The sequence below is a fragment of the Neorhizobium sp. P12A genome (assembly GCF_008365395.1).
In the GTDB taxonomy this organism is placed as follows: Bacteria; Pseudomonadota; Alphaproteobacteria; order Rhizobiales; family Rhizobiaceae; genus Rhizobium.
Map to the genome: position 1 here is coordinate 12875 of NZ_QOVX01000026.1, position 14363 is coordinate 27237.

The following is a 14363-nucleotide window of genomic DNA, read 5'->3' on the forward strand; positions in this document are numbered from 1 at the left end:
AGGCCTGCCGCGAGGCAAATTTCCGCTTCCGGGGGCAGACCTTGGCGGCCTGTCCCCGGACGGATTGGCCTGCCATTACTTGCCGGCCTTTTCGATATCGGTTGCCAGGTCGTCCGGATCGGTCAGGAACGGCGTGTGGCCGGTCTGAAGGTCGTACTCGGCGCGCACCGGAGTACCGGCGACCATCTGCGCCTGGTAGGCGGGGCTGATGACCTGGTCTAGGGTGGTATGGATATAGGCCTTGTCGACCTTGCCGAACCTGGCGGCAGTCAGCTTGACCGGGGTAGCAAGCGGCGCCAGCGGCTCGTCAATGATCTCATTCGGGATCGCCTTGCGCAGGGCTTCAGGTCCACCATTGGCGAAGAGATCGGCGCGTGCCGAATACTCGATCGAGGCAATACCCTTGTCCTTCTGGATCTGGAGATGCGGGCCGATCTTTGCATCCTTGTCCTGCTGGGCCATCGAGACCAGCGAGTCGCCGTTCTTGGGAAGGTAGGCTGCGAGATAGATCAGCGTCTTGATCTTCTTCGGCGCCTTTTCGGCTGCTGCGGAGATGACGATGCCGCCAAAGCTGTGGCCAACGACGACGGCGGGCTGTTTGGTGGTGCCCAGGGCCTTGACGACGACATCCCGATAGAGATCGAGGCTAACCTTGTTAGGAGCGGCCGGATTGCCCGGGCGGCCCGGCAGATCGACGGTGACGACCTTGTAGCCATCTTTCTGCAGCTTGGCGGCGACGTGACCCCAGACCTGGGAGTTTTCGAATGCACCGTGAACGAGCACGATTGGCGGCTTTTCTGCAGCGATGGCATTTGCGCCAAAGGCGACTGCAGAAGCGGTAAGAGCAGCGATGAAGAGCTTCATTTTCGTGGTTCCTTGTGAGATTTCGAAGAAGTTGACGTGATATGATGTGACCAAAATAGAAGATCGGCACCGATTTAGGCCATGCCGCGCGCTCCCATTGTTATGATCGATCGTCCGGATCTCAGCGATTGAGCTAGACGACACCCGAGGCTTCAGAAAATGCGGTGGCATCGCGATGGATCGTGACTTGGCCTCTTACCGGCAACCCGGCCTGAAAGAGCCAACAGCCGCCCCTCTGGAGAGGGTAGGCAACGCAGCTTCTATAGTCTCGGGATCGGGCTTGGCCTCCTCCGGCTTGGACAACCGCTCCTTGTTTAGCGGCATCCAAAAGGTGCCATGGCAGGCTCGGAATTGCCTGTTATGAAGTGAAAGAGGGCGTCAGCTCGTGTTAATTCGATGTGTCCGCGACGTTGTACGCCGTTAGCGAAAGTGCCGCCAAATCGACCGTGAATGTGGCGGCTGCCCGGCCAAATCTCCACCAGCGCCTGGATGAGCGGGAGCCCCAAGCTCACCGGCTGAGTTCCAATTGTAACGTGCATCGGCAAATCTGAAATTGCGGAGCAATCGGCGTCTCCTATTGGATCGGTGCACTTCTAGACGCTTGCTTGTTCAAAGCGTCACGGATCATCCAGCATCCCGGGGCAACGCCATGGCCCTCATGTCGATCAAGAAAATAGCCTCCCGCCTAACCCTCTCATCAACAATTCTATCCCGCCAGTACTGGGACCCTGGCCGCCTCTACAATCTCGGAAACCTCGTCGGATTCTTTGGTGGTGCCGGCGCTACCATCGCTACCGCGCGCAGCGACGCGTCCGGCTTGAGCGCTCTAGGCCGGTTGGAAATCTACGCCTTCGGCAACACGTCGGCGCTGATGCTATCGCTTGCAACGCTCATTTTCTTCGTGGCTGGACTGGCCTACACACGCGCATGGCGGGATGGTGCCGTTCCCGATCGGACAATGAGCCAGGTGGGAGACGGGCTTTCGGGCGTAGCCGCGATTGCCTTCGGCGCCGGCGTGGCGCTTTTGGGCAATTCCATTCTCGCGGCCTCGGGAGGCGCCATGCATGCGATTGGAAAGTTCGGCAGCGCGTGCTCCGGCGAGAGCAAATCAGCGGGAATGCCCCGCCTTGGTTCCTTCTTCAAGGAGCTGGTCCTGCTGAGCAGGATCCCGGCCATCTGTGCTGCTGCGGCCGGTGTTTTCAGAGCAGAGCACGGTACTGTCGTTCAAATCATTCTAAGCTTGAATGTCATATTCTGCTGCCTTGTCTGGGCCGCGGCGGATATCAGACTGCTGCCGGCAAACGCGGCAGTCACAAGAATGATCTCCAGTATCGTCGCCGGGAGACGTTGACCGGCGACGGGCATGCGCGAATTCAACGCGATAGCTACCGATGGCGATCAGGCCTGATCATGCATAGGCCACATCGACATCGACGCCGAAGAAGTAGCCGACACCACGCTCGGTTTTGACCAATTTCGGCTTGGAAGGGTCATCTTCCAGCTTGCGCCTGAGGCGCAGGATCAGAACGTCGACGCTTCTATCAAAAACCTCTTCGTTGTGCATGCGCGTTGCGGCGATCAATTGGTCACGCGAGAGTATTTCGTGTGGTGTTCTCACAAGCGCCACCAGCAGGTTGAACTCTGCCGACGTGAGCTTAACCTCCGATCCGCTCGGGGATGTCAGGCGTCGCCGTCTGATATTCAGAGTCCACCCAGCAAAGTGATATGTACGCTTGTCCAAAGCAACTGGTCTGAAGTTTCTGATGCGAAGGGCTGCCTTGATGCGTGCGATAAGCTCCCGCATCCCGAACGGCTTGGTAATGTAGTCAACCGCTCCCAGTTCAAGCCCCACGACCTTGTCGGCTTCTTCAAGGCGCTCGCCGCTCACGATAATGACGGCAATGTCGTCGCGCGCGGTCAGTTTGCGGACTATGTCCAATCCATCTTCGTGTCCGAGATTAAGGTCGACGAGAACCAAATCGACAGGATCCGACGCAAGAATCTTGTTCAAGTGCTGACTGTCCGCAACCGCGCTAACCTTGAAGGCATGATGAGAAAGGAGTTCGACCAGAATGGCTCTGATGGTGCTGTCGTCGTCTACGATCGCCACGTGTTTCAATATACCACCTAATGTTGGCAACTCTTATATTTGACGGTCCGCCCCGGGGGGATCAGGATCCCCGGATGACCGGCGAAAACCGGGGGAGAGCAGCGAGCGCCGATGGGGTCTACCGGCGTCTCGATTAGCGGAAGGAAGGCGACCTGCCGTCCGCTATGGTGAATGGAAAATCAAACATTTTTCACCCGCAGAAGAGGTCATCGACATAGCTGGGAGCTCTGCGCTGAGGCTTTGCGCTCGATGAGCGGCTACGTCGGCACCAGGCGAGATGCCCAGCTACTGCGCGGCGGTTTCCAAAGCGGCTTGCAAATCGATGTGGAGCTGTTAAGCAGTTGCAATAAGATCTGGGTCGGCAAACTGGCCAAAGGTGGTCATCGGTCGATCGTATTCAAACGCGACCCCATCACTGTCCTCGCGCAACAGCACCCGAACTGGCGCGTAGAGATCTGCGGAAATCCGGTGTCGCGTCATCTTCGACGCAGTGAGAGGATTGCCGATGTCGTATTGTATCGCCCGACGCCCAAGACCTGCGACCTGGAGCAGAACGCCATAATCCCTGAAGCTGGAAATGGAAAGCGCCGGGAGGGCCTCCAGTTCGCGAAGGGCACGCGAGGTTTCGCGATAGCGAAGCAGGGTAAATATCCCGTCATCGATCCGCAGGATCATGCTTTCAAGCTTTGATTTGACAGCGCCAAAATCCTTGCTTGAGCGGATCGTGACATGATCGATACCAATCGTCTGAACGTCGATCGCTTTGGCTACCATCGAGGTGTTCCTTTTGTGAGGTGGAAAGGTATGGCGCGCGGCTTTATTGATCCGGCAGGTCCTCGCTGCTGGTTTTCTGCACTCAGGCCGGGTGCGATTTCGCCGGTACCGGAAGGATGATTTCGGAAGCGACCTTCCAGTCTCCTGAAATTTTCTTCCACGTCATGATCATCAGAAATGGCTTTGGGGTTCCGTCTTGCCCGGCGTAGGAGACGGTAATCTCCAGCGGATCGTAGGATTCCGCAATGTCGGCGCTCAATTTCACGACCTTCAGCCTGGAGAGGTCCGGCGTAAGGACCACAGGACCGGAATCTGCGATCGCGTGGAGCTTCTGATCGATCGCGTCGTTGCCCCAAAATCCGGCCCATTCGCCTTCGGATGGGACCGCACTTTTTGCCACCAGGAGCGCCGAGGGAGACTGCCAGAACATCGCGTGGATTCCCGTGATGTCGTGCTTGTTGGCGAGATCAAGCAGCGTCTTGAACCGGAGTTCGATCGTTTTGACGTCGCGCGTGCTTTCGGCTGCCTTTTCCCCGGCAGACACGTCTGACGAGGCTGCGCCCAGAACGGCAATCAGAACGACGGCAGAGGCAAGGGTCTTCTTCACAATTTCCATCCTGTTCAATCCTTTAGATTGCCTGCGGCCGGTGAGATCGCGTGTGGTTCGGCGCCTTGCCAGGGCGGGCATTTACTGCGCCGACTGTTCAATGTCCTCTGCCAGGTCGCCAGGATCCGTCAGGAAGGGAGTGTGGCCGGTCGGAAGCGTGAACTCGGCACGCACCGGCGTGCTTGCGACCATCCGGCTTTGAAACGCCGGGCTGATCACTTGGTCGATGGCGGTATGAATGTATACCTTGTCGACCTTGCCGAAATTTTCGGTGGTGACCGTCACAGGCGTTGCCAGCGGAACAAGCGGCTCGTCCATGATCAGATCAGGAATGGCCCTGCGAAGCCCGTCGGGGCCACCGTTCGCAAACAGGTCGGCACGCGCAGAATATTCGATCGAAGCAATGCCCTTTTCCTGCCGGATCTCAAGATGCTGACCAATCTTCGCATCCCGGTCCTGCTGGGCCATCGACACCAGCGAGTCACCGTCCTCAGGCAGGTAGGCAGCGAGATAGACGAGGGTCTTCACCTGTTGGGGAGCTTGTTCGGCTGCAGCGGAAATGATGATCCCGCCGAAGCTGTGACCGACCACTACCGCTGGCGTTCCAGCGTCGTCCAAGGCTTTGAGAACGGAATCACGATAAAGGTCGAGGCTCACCTTGTCAGGCGACATCGGATTTCCCGGGCGGCCAGGCAGATTGACGGTTGTTACCTTGTATCCGTCGGCTTCCAGCTTTGCGGCCACGTGCCCCCAGACCTGACCGTTTTCGAAAGCGCCGTGAACCAGGACGATCGGCGGCTTTTCTGCTGCCATGGCATCGACTGATAGGCCGAAGGCGGCAGCTGCCAAGGCAGCGAGAAACACTTTCATCTCTTTGATCCTTATAAGGTTAGGCGTCATCGATGATGCGGGCGAAGGAGTTGGACGGTCTCCGGGTGACGGCGCAGCCTTTGCGCGTTCAATCCTGTCCACTTGTCGGTTCCGATCGATGCTGTCGTCGCTCGGTGGCGACCTGTTGAAGATGGAGAAAAGAAGCAAATCAGGATTTCGAAAATTGAATCGTTTTTTCGAAATCGGCCGATTTGGGCTCTCTTGTTGCAAACGAGAACTCGAAATAACGGCGTCTAACGCCGCGATTTTCAGATTATTCGAAATAATGGATCTTCACGCCGCATCATGCCCGTCGTTGCACACCGCTTGATAAGCTCGCTTCGAACTGTCGCAGATGCCGGCAAGGCTGCCGGCGATCAGACGCGGCCAACGGACGACCGACATGATCACTTTGATTTCAGCGGAAGCCTCGCCAAAAGTTTTCGAGCCGATGCCAATTTCCTGCGGTCCGGGAACCGACCCTCACGCGTTGCAGGATGGAACCGAGCCTCGGAGTTTCGTACGGCGGTGGTTCTCCACCTGCAGCGACAGGCAGCATCATGTCCTGTCGGCAGGTGATGACGAAACGATACTCCTGGTGGCGCTTGAAGCAGCCAGCTTGCGTTTGAGCATCGACGACAATGCTGTGATCTACGATGGCGTCATGATGCCAGGCATGACCTGCATATGCATGCCGAACCGGAACGTCATGGCTGAGGTGCCAGGTCCGGTGGATTTCCTTCAGCTTCACATCAGGAAATCCGACGTCAGGCGTAAGCTCCGTGCCGCGTCAGGGGCCAGCGTCGAAATGATCCCCCGCGACAGTCTCGTATACCAGCTCGCACGGGCGATCTTGACGCCGCCGGAGGCAATCGATGAGAGCTCTGCGGAAACGCTGGCGGAAGCGATCGCCCTACGAAGCACGCAGATCATAAGACCGAACAAACGGGTTGCACCGCTCGCCAAGTGGCGTCTGCGGCAGGTGTTCGACTTCGTTGCCTCAAACCTCGCTAGAACAATACTCATCGACGATATGGCAGCGGCGGCGGGATTGTCGAGAAGTCAGTTTGCAGCCCAATTCCGCCTGTCTACAGGGTGCACGCCACACGAATACATACTGCTTCAACGTGTCGAGGCTGCAAAGCAAATGCTGCTCGATCCTTCGACAAGCCTGATCGAAGTCGCGCTTGCGGTCGGGTTCCAGAACCAGGCTCACTTCTCGACGGTGTTCAAACAGTTCGTGAATGAAACGCCGGGCCGGTGGCGCAAGGACATCGCCTTGCATTTCCGTTGACGCGCGGTTCCAACGGACGCTTCGTTGAGATCTAGAAGTCTCGAACGGCGTGCGCGTATGTGCGATGAAGAAAGGCCGCACAGGCGAGATCCTGGACAATGGATCCGAGCGATTTGTAGACTGTGACATCCGCATTACCCACCCTGCCCTCGGCCGCGCCTGCAAACACCGTTCCTATTTCGGCAAGAACGTCTTCTTCCGAGACAAACCCGGCCGCCTTCGCCCTCAGGAATTCAGCACCTTGCGCAAGGACGGCTTCCCGATGATCAGGGAAGAAGCGTGCCCGCTTCACCAGCGCTTCGTCAATCTCGGCCGGTCCTGCATAGCTGGATCCGACGACATTGACATGCGTCCCATCCCGAACGTCTGCCGAGAAGAGGATCGGATCCCGGGCCGATGTCGTCGTACAGATTATGTCGGCGGTTTGTGCCGCAGCCGTGAGACTTGCTGCAACTTCCACGGATATGGCGAGTTCCTGTTGCAGACGCTCGCAAAGATGCCGCGCCTTTTCCGCCGATCGGCCCCATATCGCAATATGTTCGATCTGGCGCACATAGGGGATTGCGAGCGCGTGCTGCCATGCCTGTTCCCCGGTGCCGAGGATCGCAAGCCGTTTGGCGTCTGCGTGAGCCAATGTGTCGGTTGCCGCGGCAGACGCGCAGGCTGTTCTTATGGCGGTAACTGCACCCGCATCGACAACGCAGACGGGCGCTCCGGAGCCTCGATCGAAAAGCAGGATCGCACCTTGATGCGATCGGCCGTGGATTGCGGCGGAAGGGAAGACGCTGACGAGTTTCGCGCCGAATCCTGCGCCCTCAACCACGCCAGGCATGACGCCGAACAGTTCGCCGTTGCCGAGATCGATAACGTTTCGAAGAGGTTGTCTCGACGTTCCAGCCGACAATCCGATCATGGCCTCGCGCATCAGCGCGATGCATTTTTCGCGTCCCAACCTGTTTGTCACGTCTTCGGCGCCGATCACGATCATGTCAGTTTCCTTTCTTCCAAACCGCGGTCTACACGACGGCTGACAGTGGCATTCAGCCGATCAGATTCCGGCGTGGTTGCGCAAAATTATGAGCTGAACGATCTTTTCCCCTTGGGAAGAGAAATAAAACGCCAGCACCAGAGGATCGGGAAGGCCGCGCTTGTCGAATATTCCATCGACATGCGCCGTGACGATCGAGTGGCCGTAGTGCTGGACAACACCGACAATCTTCAGTCTCAGGCCCTGCGCGAGGACGTCCCGCAAGGCCCAGGTCGATATTTCGCGACGGCCCCAATAATCGTGGAGTTGATCATTGACCAAAGCGTCTTCAACGAATGTTTCAAGCAGTAGGTGAAGATCTCCCGCATTCGTCGCATGGACGAATTTCGCGATAACCGGTGGCAAGTCGGCTACAAATCGATCTTCAGTGTCAATCCTCGGAGGATCGCCAGGAGAAAATGTGCGTTCGGCCAAAATTCTGTCCTCTATATCGGTAAGGAATTTTGGCGCAGTTTTCTCAATGTGGCACGTTATCTCACGTTAAGTAGCGTTATTCCGAGCCTCGCTGGTCGAAAAGCTCTGTTTCTTGAGCTCCGAGAGCAGATTTTCGGCAATAACCATGTCGGGCGTGTCGAACCCTTCGGTGAAGCGCCCTACGATCGAGTCCAGCAAATTGATCGCTTCCCGGCTGTTCTGGCGATCCGACCAGAGCCGCGCAAGTTCATTGGCGGCTTGCAACTCCAGGCTTAATGCGGACTGGCGTCTCGCATGTTCGATGGAGAGCATGTAGTCCTGCTCGGCAGCCGACCGGTCCAGGTGGCAGTTGATCTTGCCACGCAGGCACAAGAGTTCAGCCACCCCAAGTTCCTCGCCAAGGGCTTTGCACCGCTGAAGGGCTTCATCCACCACCTCTCCGGCGCTTCGAAGGTCGCCGGAAATCATCAGTCCCTCGGCCAATGCTTTTTGGAACAGCGTCGTCAGCGTGTAATAGTGTTGCGAGCCCAGTGTGCCCAGGGCGGTTCTGAGAGTGAGGATCCCGGATTCCACGTCTCCGCGGGCAACGGCCAGCGTGCCCGTCAGCGCCGAACCCACCGCCTGATAAGGCGCAAGAAAATGCCGCGCCGCGTAGACTTGCAGTTTCCGGATGAGGCTCTCTGCTTCGTCAAAATCCGAGCGCCACAGAAATACGGTCGCGGAGTAGATCATCGAAATGCACATGTTTACGGGATGGATCCCATCCGCTGCGCCGTCTACCGCAAGCCGTGCGGTAACCGCGGCGCGGTCAGGAAATCCCGCCAGCCATTCACTGCGGGCAAGTGCGACAAGCGCGCGAAGACGATGGTCGTAGCCAAAATAGACAATTCTTTCAGGCGCGCGCGCTGAAATTTCGTTGAAACCCGCTTCGCAATGAACAAGGGCCGCAGCCTGGTCGCCCGCCAGATGCAGAGCAACGCCCAGCATCCACTCGGCGACGGCGATCGCTTTTGGTGACCCGATCACCTGGGCGATGGGCAGGCCCTTGCGAGCCACCTCCACCGCCGTCAAAAACTCGCCCGACCTTGTCAGGGCGATACTCAGTCCGGAAAGCAGATGGAATTGGTAGGACGTCTCGCCAAGAGCGACAGCCTGTTCAAACGAGACTTCGAGGAGGTGCCTGATCTCGTCACTATTGCCTCGCGTGAACATCAGGCATGCGGCGCGGGTGGACTGGAGCGCCAACTGTGCCCGCTCGTTGCCGGTTTCCGTGGCAAAAGCGCTCAAGCCGAGTTCACATATCCGGTTGCATTCCTGGAAAAGCGACAGCGCAAAGAAGATTGGTGCCGATGACGCGGCCAATGCAAGGCCGATCGTCTTGTCTCCGGTTTCGCCGAAGCACCATTCCAGCGCTGCGCGAATATTGCCGACCTGCGGTCCGAAGGCTGCAAAATCAGCTTCGATATCTTTCGGCAACCAGGATGCAAAGAATTCGGCGTGCCTTTGGGAAACGGCGTTTGCGCCGGCGGCCTGCGCAAGCTTTTCGGCCGCGTAGGCAAGGGTGACATCCAGCAATCTGTAGTGTGGAATGCCGTCGCTGATGACAATCCAAATGAGAGACTTGTCGACAAGGCTGGTTATGGCCTCGGCAACTTCCGTCGAGCTTATGTCGTCGTCGACGAGCACCTTCTCGGCGGCCTCCAGGGTAAACGCACCAACGAAGACCGATAGCCGGACGAGAACCAGTCTCTCTTTTGCGGAGAGGAGATTGTAGCTCCAGTCCACCATGGCGGCGAGGGTCTGCTGCCGCGGCGGAGCGCTTCGCCGTCCCTGCCAAAGCAGCCTGAAGCGGTTGCTGAGAAGGTCGCAGGTCGGCTGCAGCCCGTAAGCCGCAACCCGACTGGCCGCAAGTTCAATGGCGAAAGCGATCCCATCAAGCCTACGGCAGATGCCGGCGACCAGCGGCGCGTCGTCATCGGTCAATTCAACCCTGTATCCGGCAGCATAGGCCCGCTCCATGAAGAGCTGGACCGAGGAGCATTTAAGAGCCTCGATAGCTGTGAGATTGTCGACGATGAGCGGGCATTGGAGCGGAGCGAGTATATGGACATGCTCTCCCTCCACACGGAGCGCTTCCCGGCTCGTCGTCAGGATGTACACGTCACCGGCTTCGCCATAAAGACGCTCGGACAGGCCGGCGACAGCCTCGATGACGTGCTCGCAATTGTCGAGTATCAGCATGATCCTGCGATCACGGCAGAATGCGAGGATATTCGGGGTTGGATCCTGCGTGGGGGCGACAACGCCGAGAGCCGCAGCAACGGTGCTCGAGACGAGAGACCGGTCGCTGATGGCGCTCAAGTCGACAAAATAGACCGCGTCATCAAAGACGTCACGCATGGCATGGGCGGTCGAAACGGCCACCGTGGTTTTGCCCATGCCACCGGTCCCGACGATGCTGACGAAACGTCGCGACAGCAATAGGAGAGAGACCGTCTCCAATTCGGCATCGCGACCCACCATTCGCGTCAACCGGGACGGCAACAGCCCCGCGGTGTGTTGAATCCGCGCCGATTGACCTGTTGTGCCAAGCGCAGGAGGCATATTGTCTTCACGCGTCACCTCCGCCACGAAGCAATAGCCTCGGCCGGTGACGTTTTGGATGTACCGGGCGCCGTCTATTCCTTCTCCAAGAATCTTCCTGAGCGCCGCGATGGTGACCCTGAGACTGCCTTCGGCGACGACGTTCGACCAGGCTCGCTCCAGAAGTTCGCGTTGACCGACGAGTTCGCCGGCCACTTCGGTCAGAGCAAGAAGCACATCGAAAGCGCGGCTTCCCACTTCGATCTTTTCCTTGTCCTTGAACAGCAGCCGTTGGGCTGGAAACAGCCTGTAGGGACCAAAGCAGTAAGCGCTCTCTATAGCCATGGGATCAGGCCTGATAACCCGGTGAAAAGTTTGAACGAAGATCTTTGATTGAGGCCAGCAAACCGAACGCCCTCCAAGGCCTACAAACCCGAACTGGAGACATCCGGACGACCGTCCGGGTGGCTTAAGGGCCAGAGAAATCTGCGCGCGGATTCCTTGACGGCAAGCTCTCCCACAGAATTCCGACCGTCTTCTGCAAGGCGGAGATTGCGGCTGGTGGTCTCAAGGGTCAATGACGGGAGAAGGACTGGCAGGGGTGACTCCTATCGGCTGGTGCTGCTGGGGGTGTTTGGCCTACAACTTCGTTGTCTGGTTATCGCTCAGTCACTAACCCACGTTTTGGTGAGTCGTTTCGCGGTTTGGTCGAGCGCCGCTTTCGCGAGACCGCATCCAAACCATGCCCGCATTTCTCCATCGTAACAGCATTGCTTTGTCGTTGCGTTCGACGTGGTTGCCTTGGATCGGCGGTAGGTATACAGACAGATCTGTATCTGTAAAATGATTTTTTCGTTTTTGCCCTGCCGGTTCCGTGATTGATTTTGCCTCGGAGATTACGTGAACAAAACCAAACCTACCTTTGAGAGAGCATGATGGTTGAGCCGAGAAGCGAACACCTTGTAAATGTCGCATTGCGGCTTTTCTACACCCACGGGTTCCACGCAACCGGAATTGACAGGATCCTCGATGAGGCCGGCGTTGCGAAGATGACGCTCTACAAACATTTCCGCTCAAAGGACCAGCTCATTCTGGCGGCACTCAAGAAGCGCGACGAAGTATTTCGGGAATGGCTTACCACTGCCATGGAACAGGCGGGGAAGGATCCGAAAGCGAAAATGCTGGCGATGTTCGACGCGTTGGACGACTGGTTTCATGGACGAGCGCTTGGTACGCTCGGGTTTCATGGATGCGCCTTCATCAAGGCCGCGGGTGAGTTCGATAGCTTCGATCACCCTGCTCACATCGCTTCGGCGGAGCACAAGCAGCTGATCGTCGACTATCTTTCTGGTCTGGCGAGGGCGGCCGGAGCGCGCGATCCGGAAACGCTTGCCGAGCAGTTTGCTCTCCTGAAAGAAGGCGCGATCGTCACAGCCCAGATTCGCGGCATCGATGGCGTCGCGCAGCAGGCCAAGCAGATCGCCAAGCAAATCATCGACGCTGCGGTGCGATGACAGGTTCAGGCCGCGAAGCGAACTGACCAGCAGCTCACGGATAGCATTGCCGGTTGCGCCGGATGCCTTGCCCGTTTCGCGAGGATAGAGCCCCATGACCTTCAATCTAAAATCCTCGCAGCACAGACGTAGTAGATACGTTTCCTTATATCTTATAAGTCAACCGGTCTATCCTGGCAGCGAGGGAAAAAGGAGCTTCACTACAATTTTACCGCTCGTAATATAATATCCAATTTGTAATTCCAGATACGGCCATCGATTGATGGCACGCAGCCACGGGACTTTTCCTTGCAAACGGGCGATGCCGCGAAGACGTCTAGCGATATATTCGCTGCAGAGACGTTGGGGGCGAATGTCATCCGCCCCCGCGCAGAACCGCGTTTCGCCTCGGCCTTATTCGGCAGCACTCCCAATAGCCGAAGCAAGACCTTCCGCGTCGGTGAGGAACGGGAGGTGTCCCGTAGCGAGCGTCACCGTCTTCCGCACCGGTCTGCGCTCGACCATCGTCGCCTGGAAGGCCGGGCTGATCACCTGATCGAAGCTGGTGTGCACATAGATCCTGTCAACTTCACCAAACCGGGCGTCGGTGACGTGGACGGGGGTGACCAATGGCACCACTGGCTCATCCTGGATAAGGGAGGGAAGCTTTGCCTTCAGAGGCTCCGGACCATCGTTGGCAAAGAGCTCGGCGCGCGCTGCATATTCGACAACCGCGATCCCCTTGTCCTTATCGATCTGCAAACGCGGGCCGATCTTGGAGTCGTGATCCTGCTGGGCCAATGAGAGGAGCGAGTCGCCGTCATCAGGCAGGCAGGCGGCGACGAATACCAGCGTCTTGATCTTCTCCGGGAGCTTCTCGGCGGCTGCCGCGATGACGATGCCGGCAAAGCTGTGGCCGACGACGATCGCAGGACGCTGTGTGTTATCGAGCGCGGTGACCACCGTATCGCGATACAGTTCGAGACTGACCTTGTCGGGCTTCATCGGGTTTGCCGGCCGGCCCGGCAAGTCGATCGTCACTACCTCGTGGCCAGCAGCCTGCAGCTTGGCAGCAACGTGACCCCAAACAAAGCCGCTTGCGAAAGCGCCGTGAACGAGGATGACGGGCGGCTTTTCTGCAGCCATGCTGGAGTTGCCCATAGAGGAGGAAGAAGTTTGATTTTCAGCGTTCATTTCATTGTTCCTTCGTGATTTGCTTGTAATTTGCGGTGGGCCGATGGGCAAAAACTAATCTGACGGAGAGTTTGGGGATATGCCGCAGCCTCCGGAATTCATGATGGATCATCCGAAATGACACAGGACTTTGGAATGTCGGCGGCGCGCAACGACGTGCTGTCGGAGGTGTTGACGCTGATCCGTCTGCGAGGCGAGCTGGTCTACACTGCGTTTCTCGGCGAGCCTTGGGGGCTTCAGTTTCAACCCGGACCCGCGCACTTCCATTTCATCGAGACCGGCGCGGCCTGGGTGACGCCGGCAGGCGAAAAGCCGACGCGGGTCAATCAGGGCGACCTTGTCCTGCTGCCGTTGGGAAAAGGCCACGTCATGGCCGATGCCTTGGGTTCGCCGGTGGAAAACATCGGTATCGTTGCCGCCAATCATTTCGATCGCGACGAACTCGTGTTGCGGCACGGCGGAGACGGACCGGTTACCAGATTGGTCGGAGGCTTTTTCAGTTTCGAGGGGAGCCCGCTTCCGGCGGTGATGTCGGCGCTTCCATCACTGATTCATATTCCCCGGGGCGACACTGGAGCGCCCCCTTGGCTGGCTGCGATATCGCACTTCCTGGTCGCGGAAGCCCAGGAACCGAATCCTGGTTCGTCGCTGATGATATCCCGGCTCATCGACCTTCTGGTCATCCGGACGCTGCGCAGCTGGGCAGCGAGCGAAGCCAACCGCATGGGCTGGCTTGGCGGACTGGGCGAAGAGCGCATCGGCCGGGTCCTCAGCGCCATGCACGCCGATCCCTTCCGGCGCTGGACCGTGCAATCGCTTGCCGAGGTCGCCAGAATGTCCCGGTCGATCTTCGCCGAGCGGTTCACGGCCGCGGTTGGAGAGCCGCCGCTACGCTATCTGTCGCGGTGGCGCCTGACCATCGCCGCGGATTTGCTCCGCAGCGGCGGCTTGAAAGTGACGGAAGCAGCGTATCGAAGCGGCTACGCGTCTGACGCCGCCTTCAGCCGCGCCTTCAAGGCGCATTTCGGCTATGCGCCAAGCGAGGCGAGAGCACAGTAACGGGTCTATCTCAACTGAACCGGCGGCGGCTCAGGAGCACCCGGCATATCCAT

At 58.2% G+C, this 14363-nt stretch carries 13 protein-coding genes; 4 read left to right on the forward strand and 9 right to left on the reverse strand.

What is annotated here, in order from left to right:
• Nucleotides 1–75: 75 nt before the first annotated feature.
• Nucleotides 76–864: an alpha/beta fold hydrolase gene (locus tag DTW90_RS33210; protein ID WP_149344032.1), complete on the reverse strand. Its 789-nt coding sequence runs from the start codon at nt 862–864 to the stop codon at nt 76–78.
• A gap of 649 nt (nt 865–1513) precedes the next feature.
• On the opposite strand from DTW90_RS33210, the gene DTW90_RS33215 reads away from it, so the two are divergent.
• Nucleotides 1514–2215, forward strand: a complete 702-nt coding sequence (locus tag DTW90_RS33215) for a hypothetical protein (protein WP_149344034.1) — start codon at nt 1514–1516, stop codon at nt 2213–2215.
• A 57-nt stretch (nt 2216–2272) separates the two neighbouring features.
• Here the strand turns inward: DTW90_RS33215 and DTW90_RS33220 are convergent, their stop codons facing one another.
• The 4 genes from DTW90_RS33220 to DTW90_RS33235 all read right to left on the reverse strand — a co-directional run bounded on the left by DTW90_RS33220 (nt 2273) and on the right by DTW90_RS33235 (nt 5225).
• Nucleotides 2273–2983, reverse strand: a complete 711-nt coding sequence (locus tag DTW90_RS33220) for a response regulator (protein ID WP_149344036.1) — start codon at nt 2981–2983, stop codon at nt 2273–2275.
• A 324-nt stretch (nt 2984–3307) separates the two neighbouring features.
• Nucleotides 3308–3748, reverse strand: a complete 441-nt coding sequence (locus DTW90_RS38190; RefSeq protein WP_149344038.1) for a DUF302 domain-containing protein — start codon at nt 3746–3748, stop codon at nt 3308–3310.
• Between the two features lie 82 nt (nt 3749–3830).
• Nucleotides 3831–4355 carry a hypothetical protein gene (locus DTW90_RS33230; RefSeq protein ID WP_149344093.1) on the reverse strand — a complete coding sequence of 175 codons (525 nt, stop codon included), beginning with the start codon at nt 4353–4355 and terminating at the stop codon, nt 3831–3833.
• 81 nt (nt 4356–4436) lie between these two features.
• A complete protein-coding gene (locus DTW90_RS33235; RefSeq protein ID WP_149344039.1) occupies nt 4437–5225 on the reverse strand; it encodes an alpha/beta fold hydrolase in 789 nt (262 codons plus the stop codon).
• A gap of 403 nt (nt 5226–5628) precedes the next feature.
• Here DTW90_RS33235 and DTW90_RS33240 point away from each other — a divergent pair, with 403 nt between their 5' ends.
• Nucleotides 5629–6519: an AraC family transcriptional regulator gene (locus tag DTW90_RS33240; protein WP_188080140.1), complete on the forward strand. Its 891-nt coding sequence runs from the start codon at nt 5629–5631 to the stop codon at nt 6517–6519.
• Nucleotides 6520–6550: 31 nt separating this feature from the next.
• Here the strand turns inward: DTW90_RS33240 and DTW90_RS33245 are convergent, their stop codons facing one another.
• The 3 genes from DTW90_RS33245 to DTW90_RS33255 form a co-directional block, all read right to left on the reverse strand.
• A complete protein-coding gene (locus DTW90_RS33245) occupies nt 6551–7507 on the reverse strand; it encodes an ornithine cyclodeaminase family protein (RefSeq protein WP_149344042.1) in 957 nt (318 codons plus the stop codon).
• Between the two features lie 60 nt (nt 7508–7567).
• Nucleotides 7568–7981 carry a hypothetical protein gene (locus DTW90_RS33250; protein ID WP_149344044.1) on the reverse strand — a complete coding sequence of 138 codons (414 nt, stop codon included), beginning with the start codon at nt 7979–7981 and terminating at the stop codon, nt 7568–7570.
• Nucleotides 7982–8047: 66 nt separating this feature from the next.
• Entirely contained in the window at nt 8048–10909 is a 2862-nt protein-coding gene (locus DTW90_RS33255) for a winged helix-turn-helix domain-containing protein (RefSeq protein ID WP_149344046.1), read from the reverse strand.
• A 590-nt stretch (nt 10910–11499) separates the two neighbouring features.
• On the opposite strand from DTW90_RS33255, the gene DTW90_RS33260 reads away from it, so the two are divergent.
• Entirely contained in the window at nt 11500–12078 is a 579-nt protein-coding gene (locus DTW90_RS33260) for a TetR/AcrR family transcriptional regulator (RefSeq protein WP_149344047.1), read from the forward strand.
• Nucleotides 12079–12471: 393 nt separating this feature from the next.
• Here DTW90_RS33260 and DTW90_RS33265 read toward each other — a convergent pair whose 3' ends face one another.
• On the reverse strand, nt 12472–13251 hold the full coding sequence (locus DTW90_RS33265) for an alpha/beta fold hydrolase (RefSeq protein WP_149344049.1): 780 nt from the start codon (nt 13249–13251) through the stop codon (nt 12472–12474).
• Between the two features lie 117 nt (nt 13252–13368).
• Between DTW90_RS33265 and DTW90_RS33270 the strand changes: the two genes are divergently transcribed.
• The gene (locus DTW90_RS33270) at nt 13369–14310 is read left to right on the forward strand and encodes an AraC family transcriptional regulator (RefSeq protein WP_210251449.1); all 942 of its coding nucleotides are present in this window, start codon (nt 13369–13371) and stop codon (nt 14308–14310) included.
• Nucleotides 14311–14363: the final 53 nt, after the last annotated feature.

Excerpts from the sequence above, each read along its gene's own strand:
- DTW90_RS33240 (WP_188080140.1), top strand. The coding sequence starts at position 5,629 with ATGATCACTTTGATTTCAGCGGAAGCCTCGCCAAAAGTTTTCGAGCCG.
- DTW90_RS33265 (WP_149344049.1), bottom strand. The coding sequence starts at position 13,251 with ATGAACGCTGAAAATCAAACTTCTTCCTCCTCTATGGGCAACTCCAGC.
- DTW90_RS33215 (WP_149344034.1), top strand. The coding sequence starts at position 1,514 with ATGGCCCTCATGTCGATCAAGAAAATAGCCTCCCGCCTAACCCTCTCA.
- DTW90_RS33260 (WP_149344047.1), top strand. The coding sequence starts at position 11,500 with ATGGTTGAGCCGAGAAGCGAACACCTTGTAAATGTCGCATTGCGGCTT.
- DTW90_RS33270 (WP_210251449.1), top strand. The coding sequence starts at position 13,369 with ATGACACAGGACTTTGGAATGTCGGCGGCGCGCAACGACGTGCTGTCG.
- DTW90_RS38190 (WP_149344038.1), bottom strand. The coding sequence starts at position 3,748 with ATGGTAGCCAAAGCGATCGACGTTCAGACGATTGGTATCGATCATGTC.
- DTW90_RS33245 (WP_149344042.1), bottom strand. The coding sequence starts at position 7,507 with ATGATCGTGATCGGCGCCGAAGACGTGACAAACAGGTTGGGACGCGAA.
- DTW90_RS33210 (WP_149344032.1), bottom strand. The coding sequence starts at position 864 with ATGAAGCTCTTCATCGCTGCTCTTACCGCTTCTGCAGTCGCCTTTGGC.
- DTW90_RS33235 (WP_149344039.1), bottom strand. The coding sequence starts at position 5,225 with ATGAAAGTGTTTCTCGCTGCCTTGGCAGCTGCCGCCTTCGGCCTATCA.
- DTW90_RS33255 (WP_149344046.1), bottom strand. The coding sequence starts at position 10,909 with ATGGCTATAGAGAGCGCTTACTGCTTTGGTCCCTACAGGCTGTTTCCA.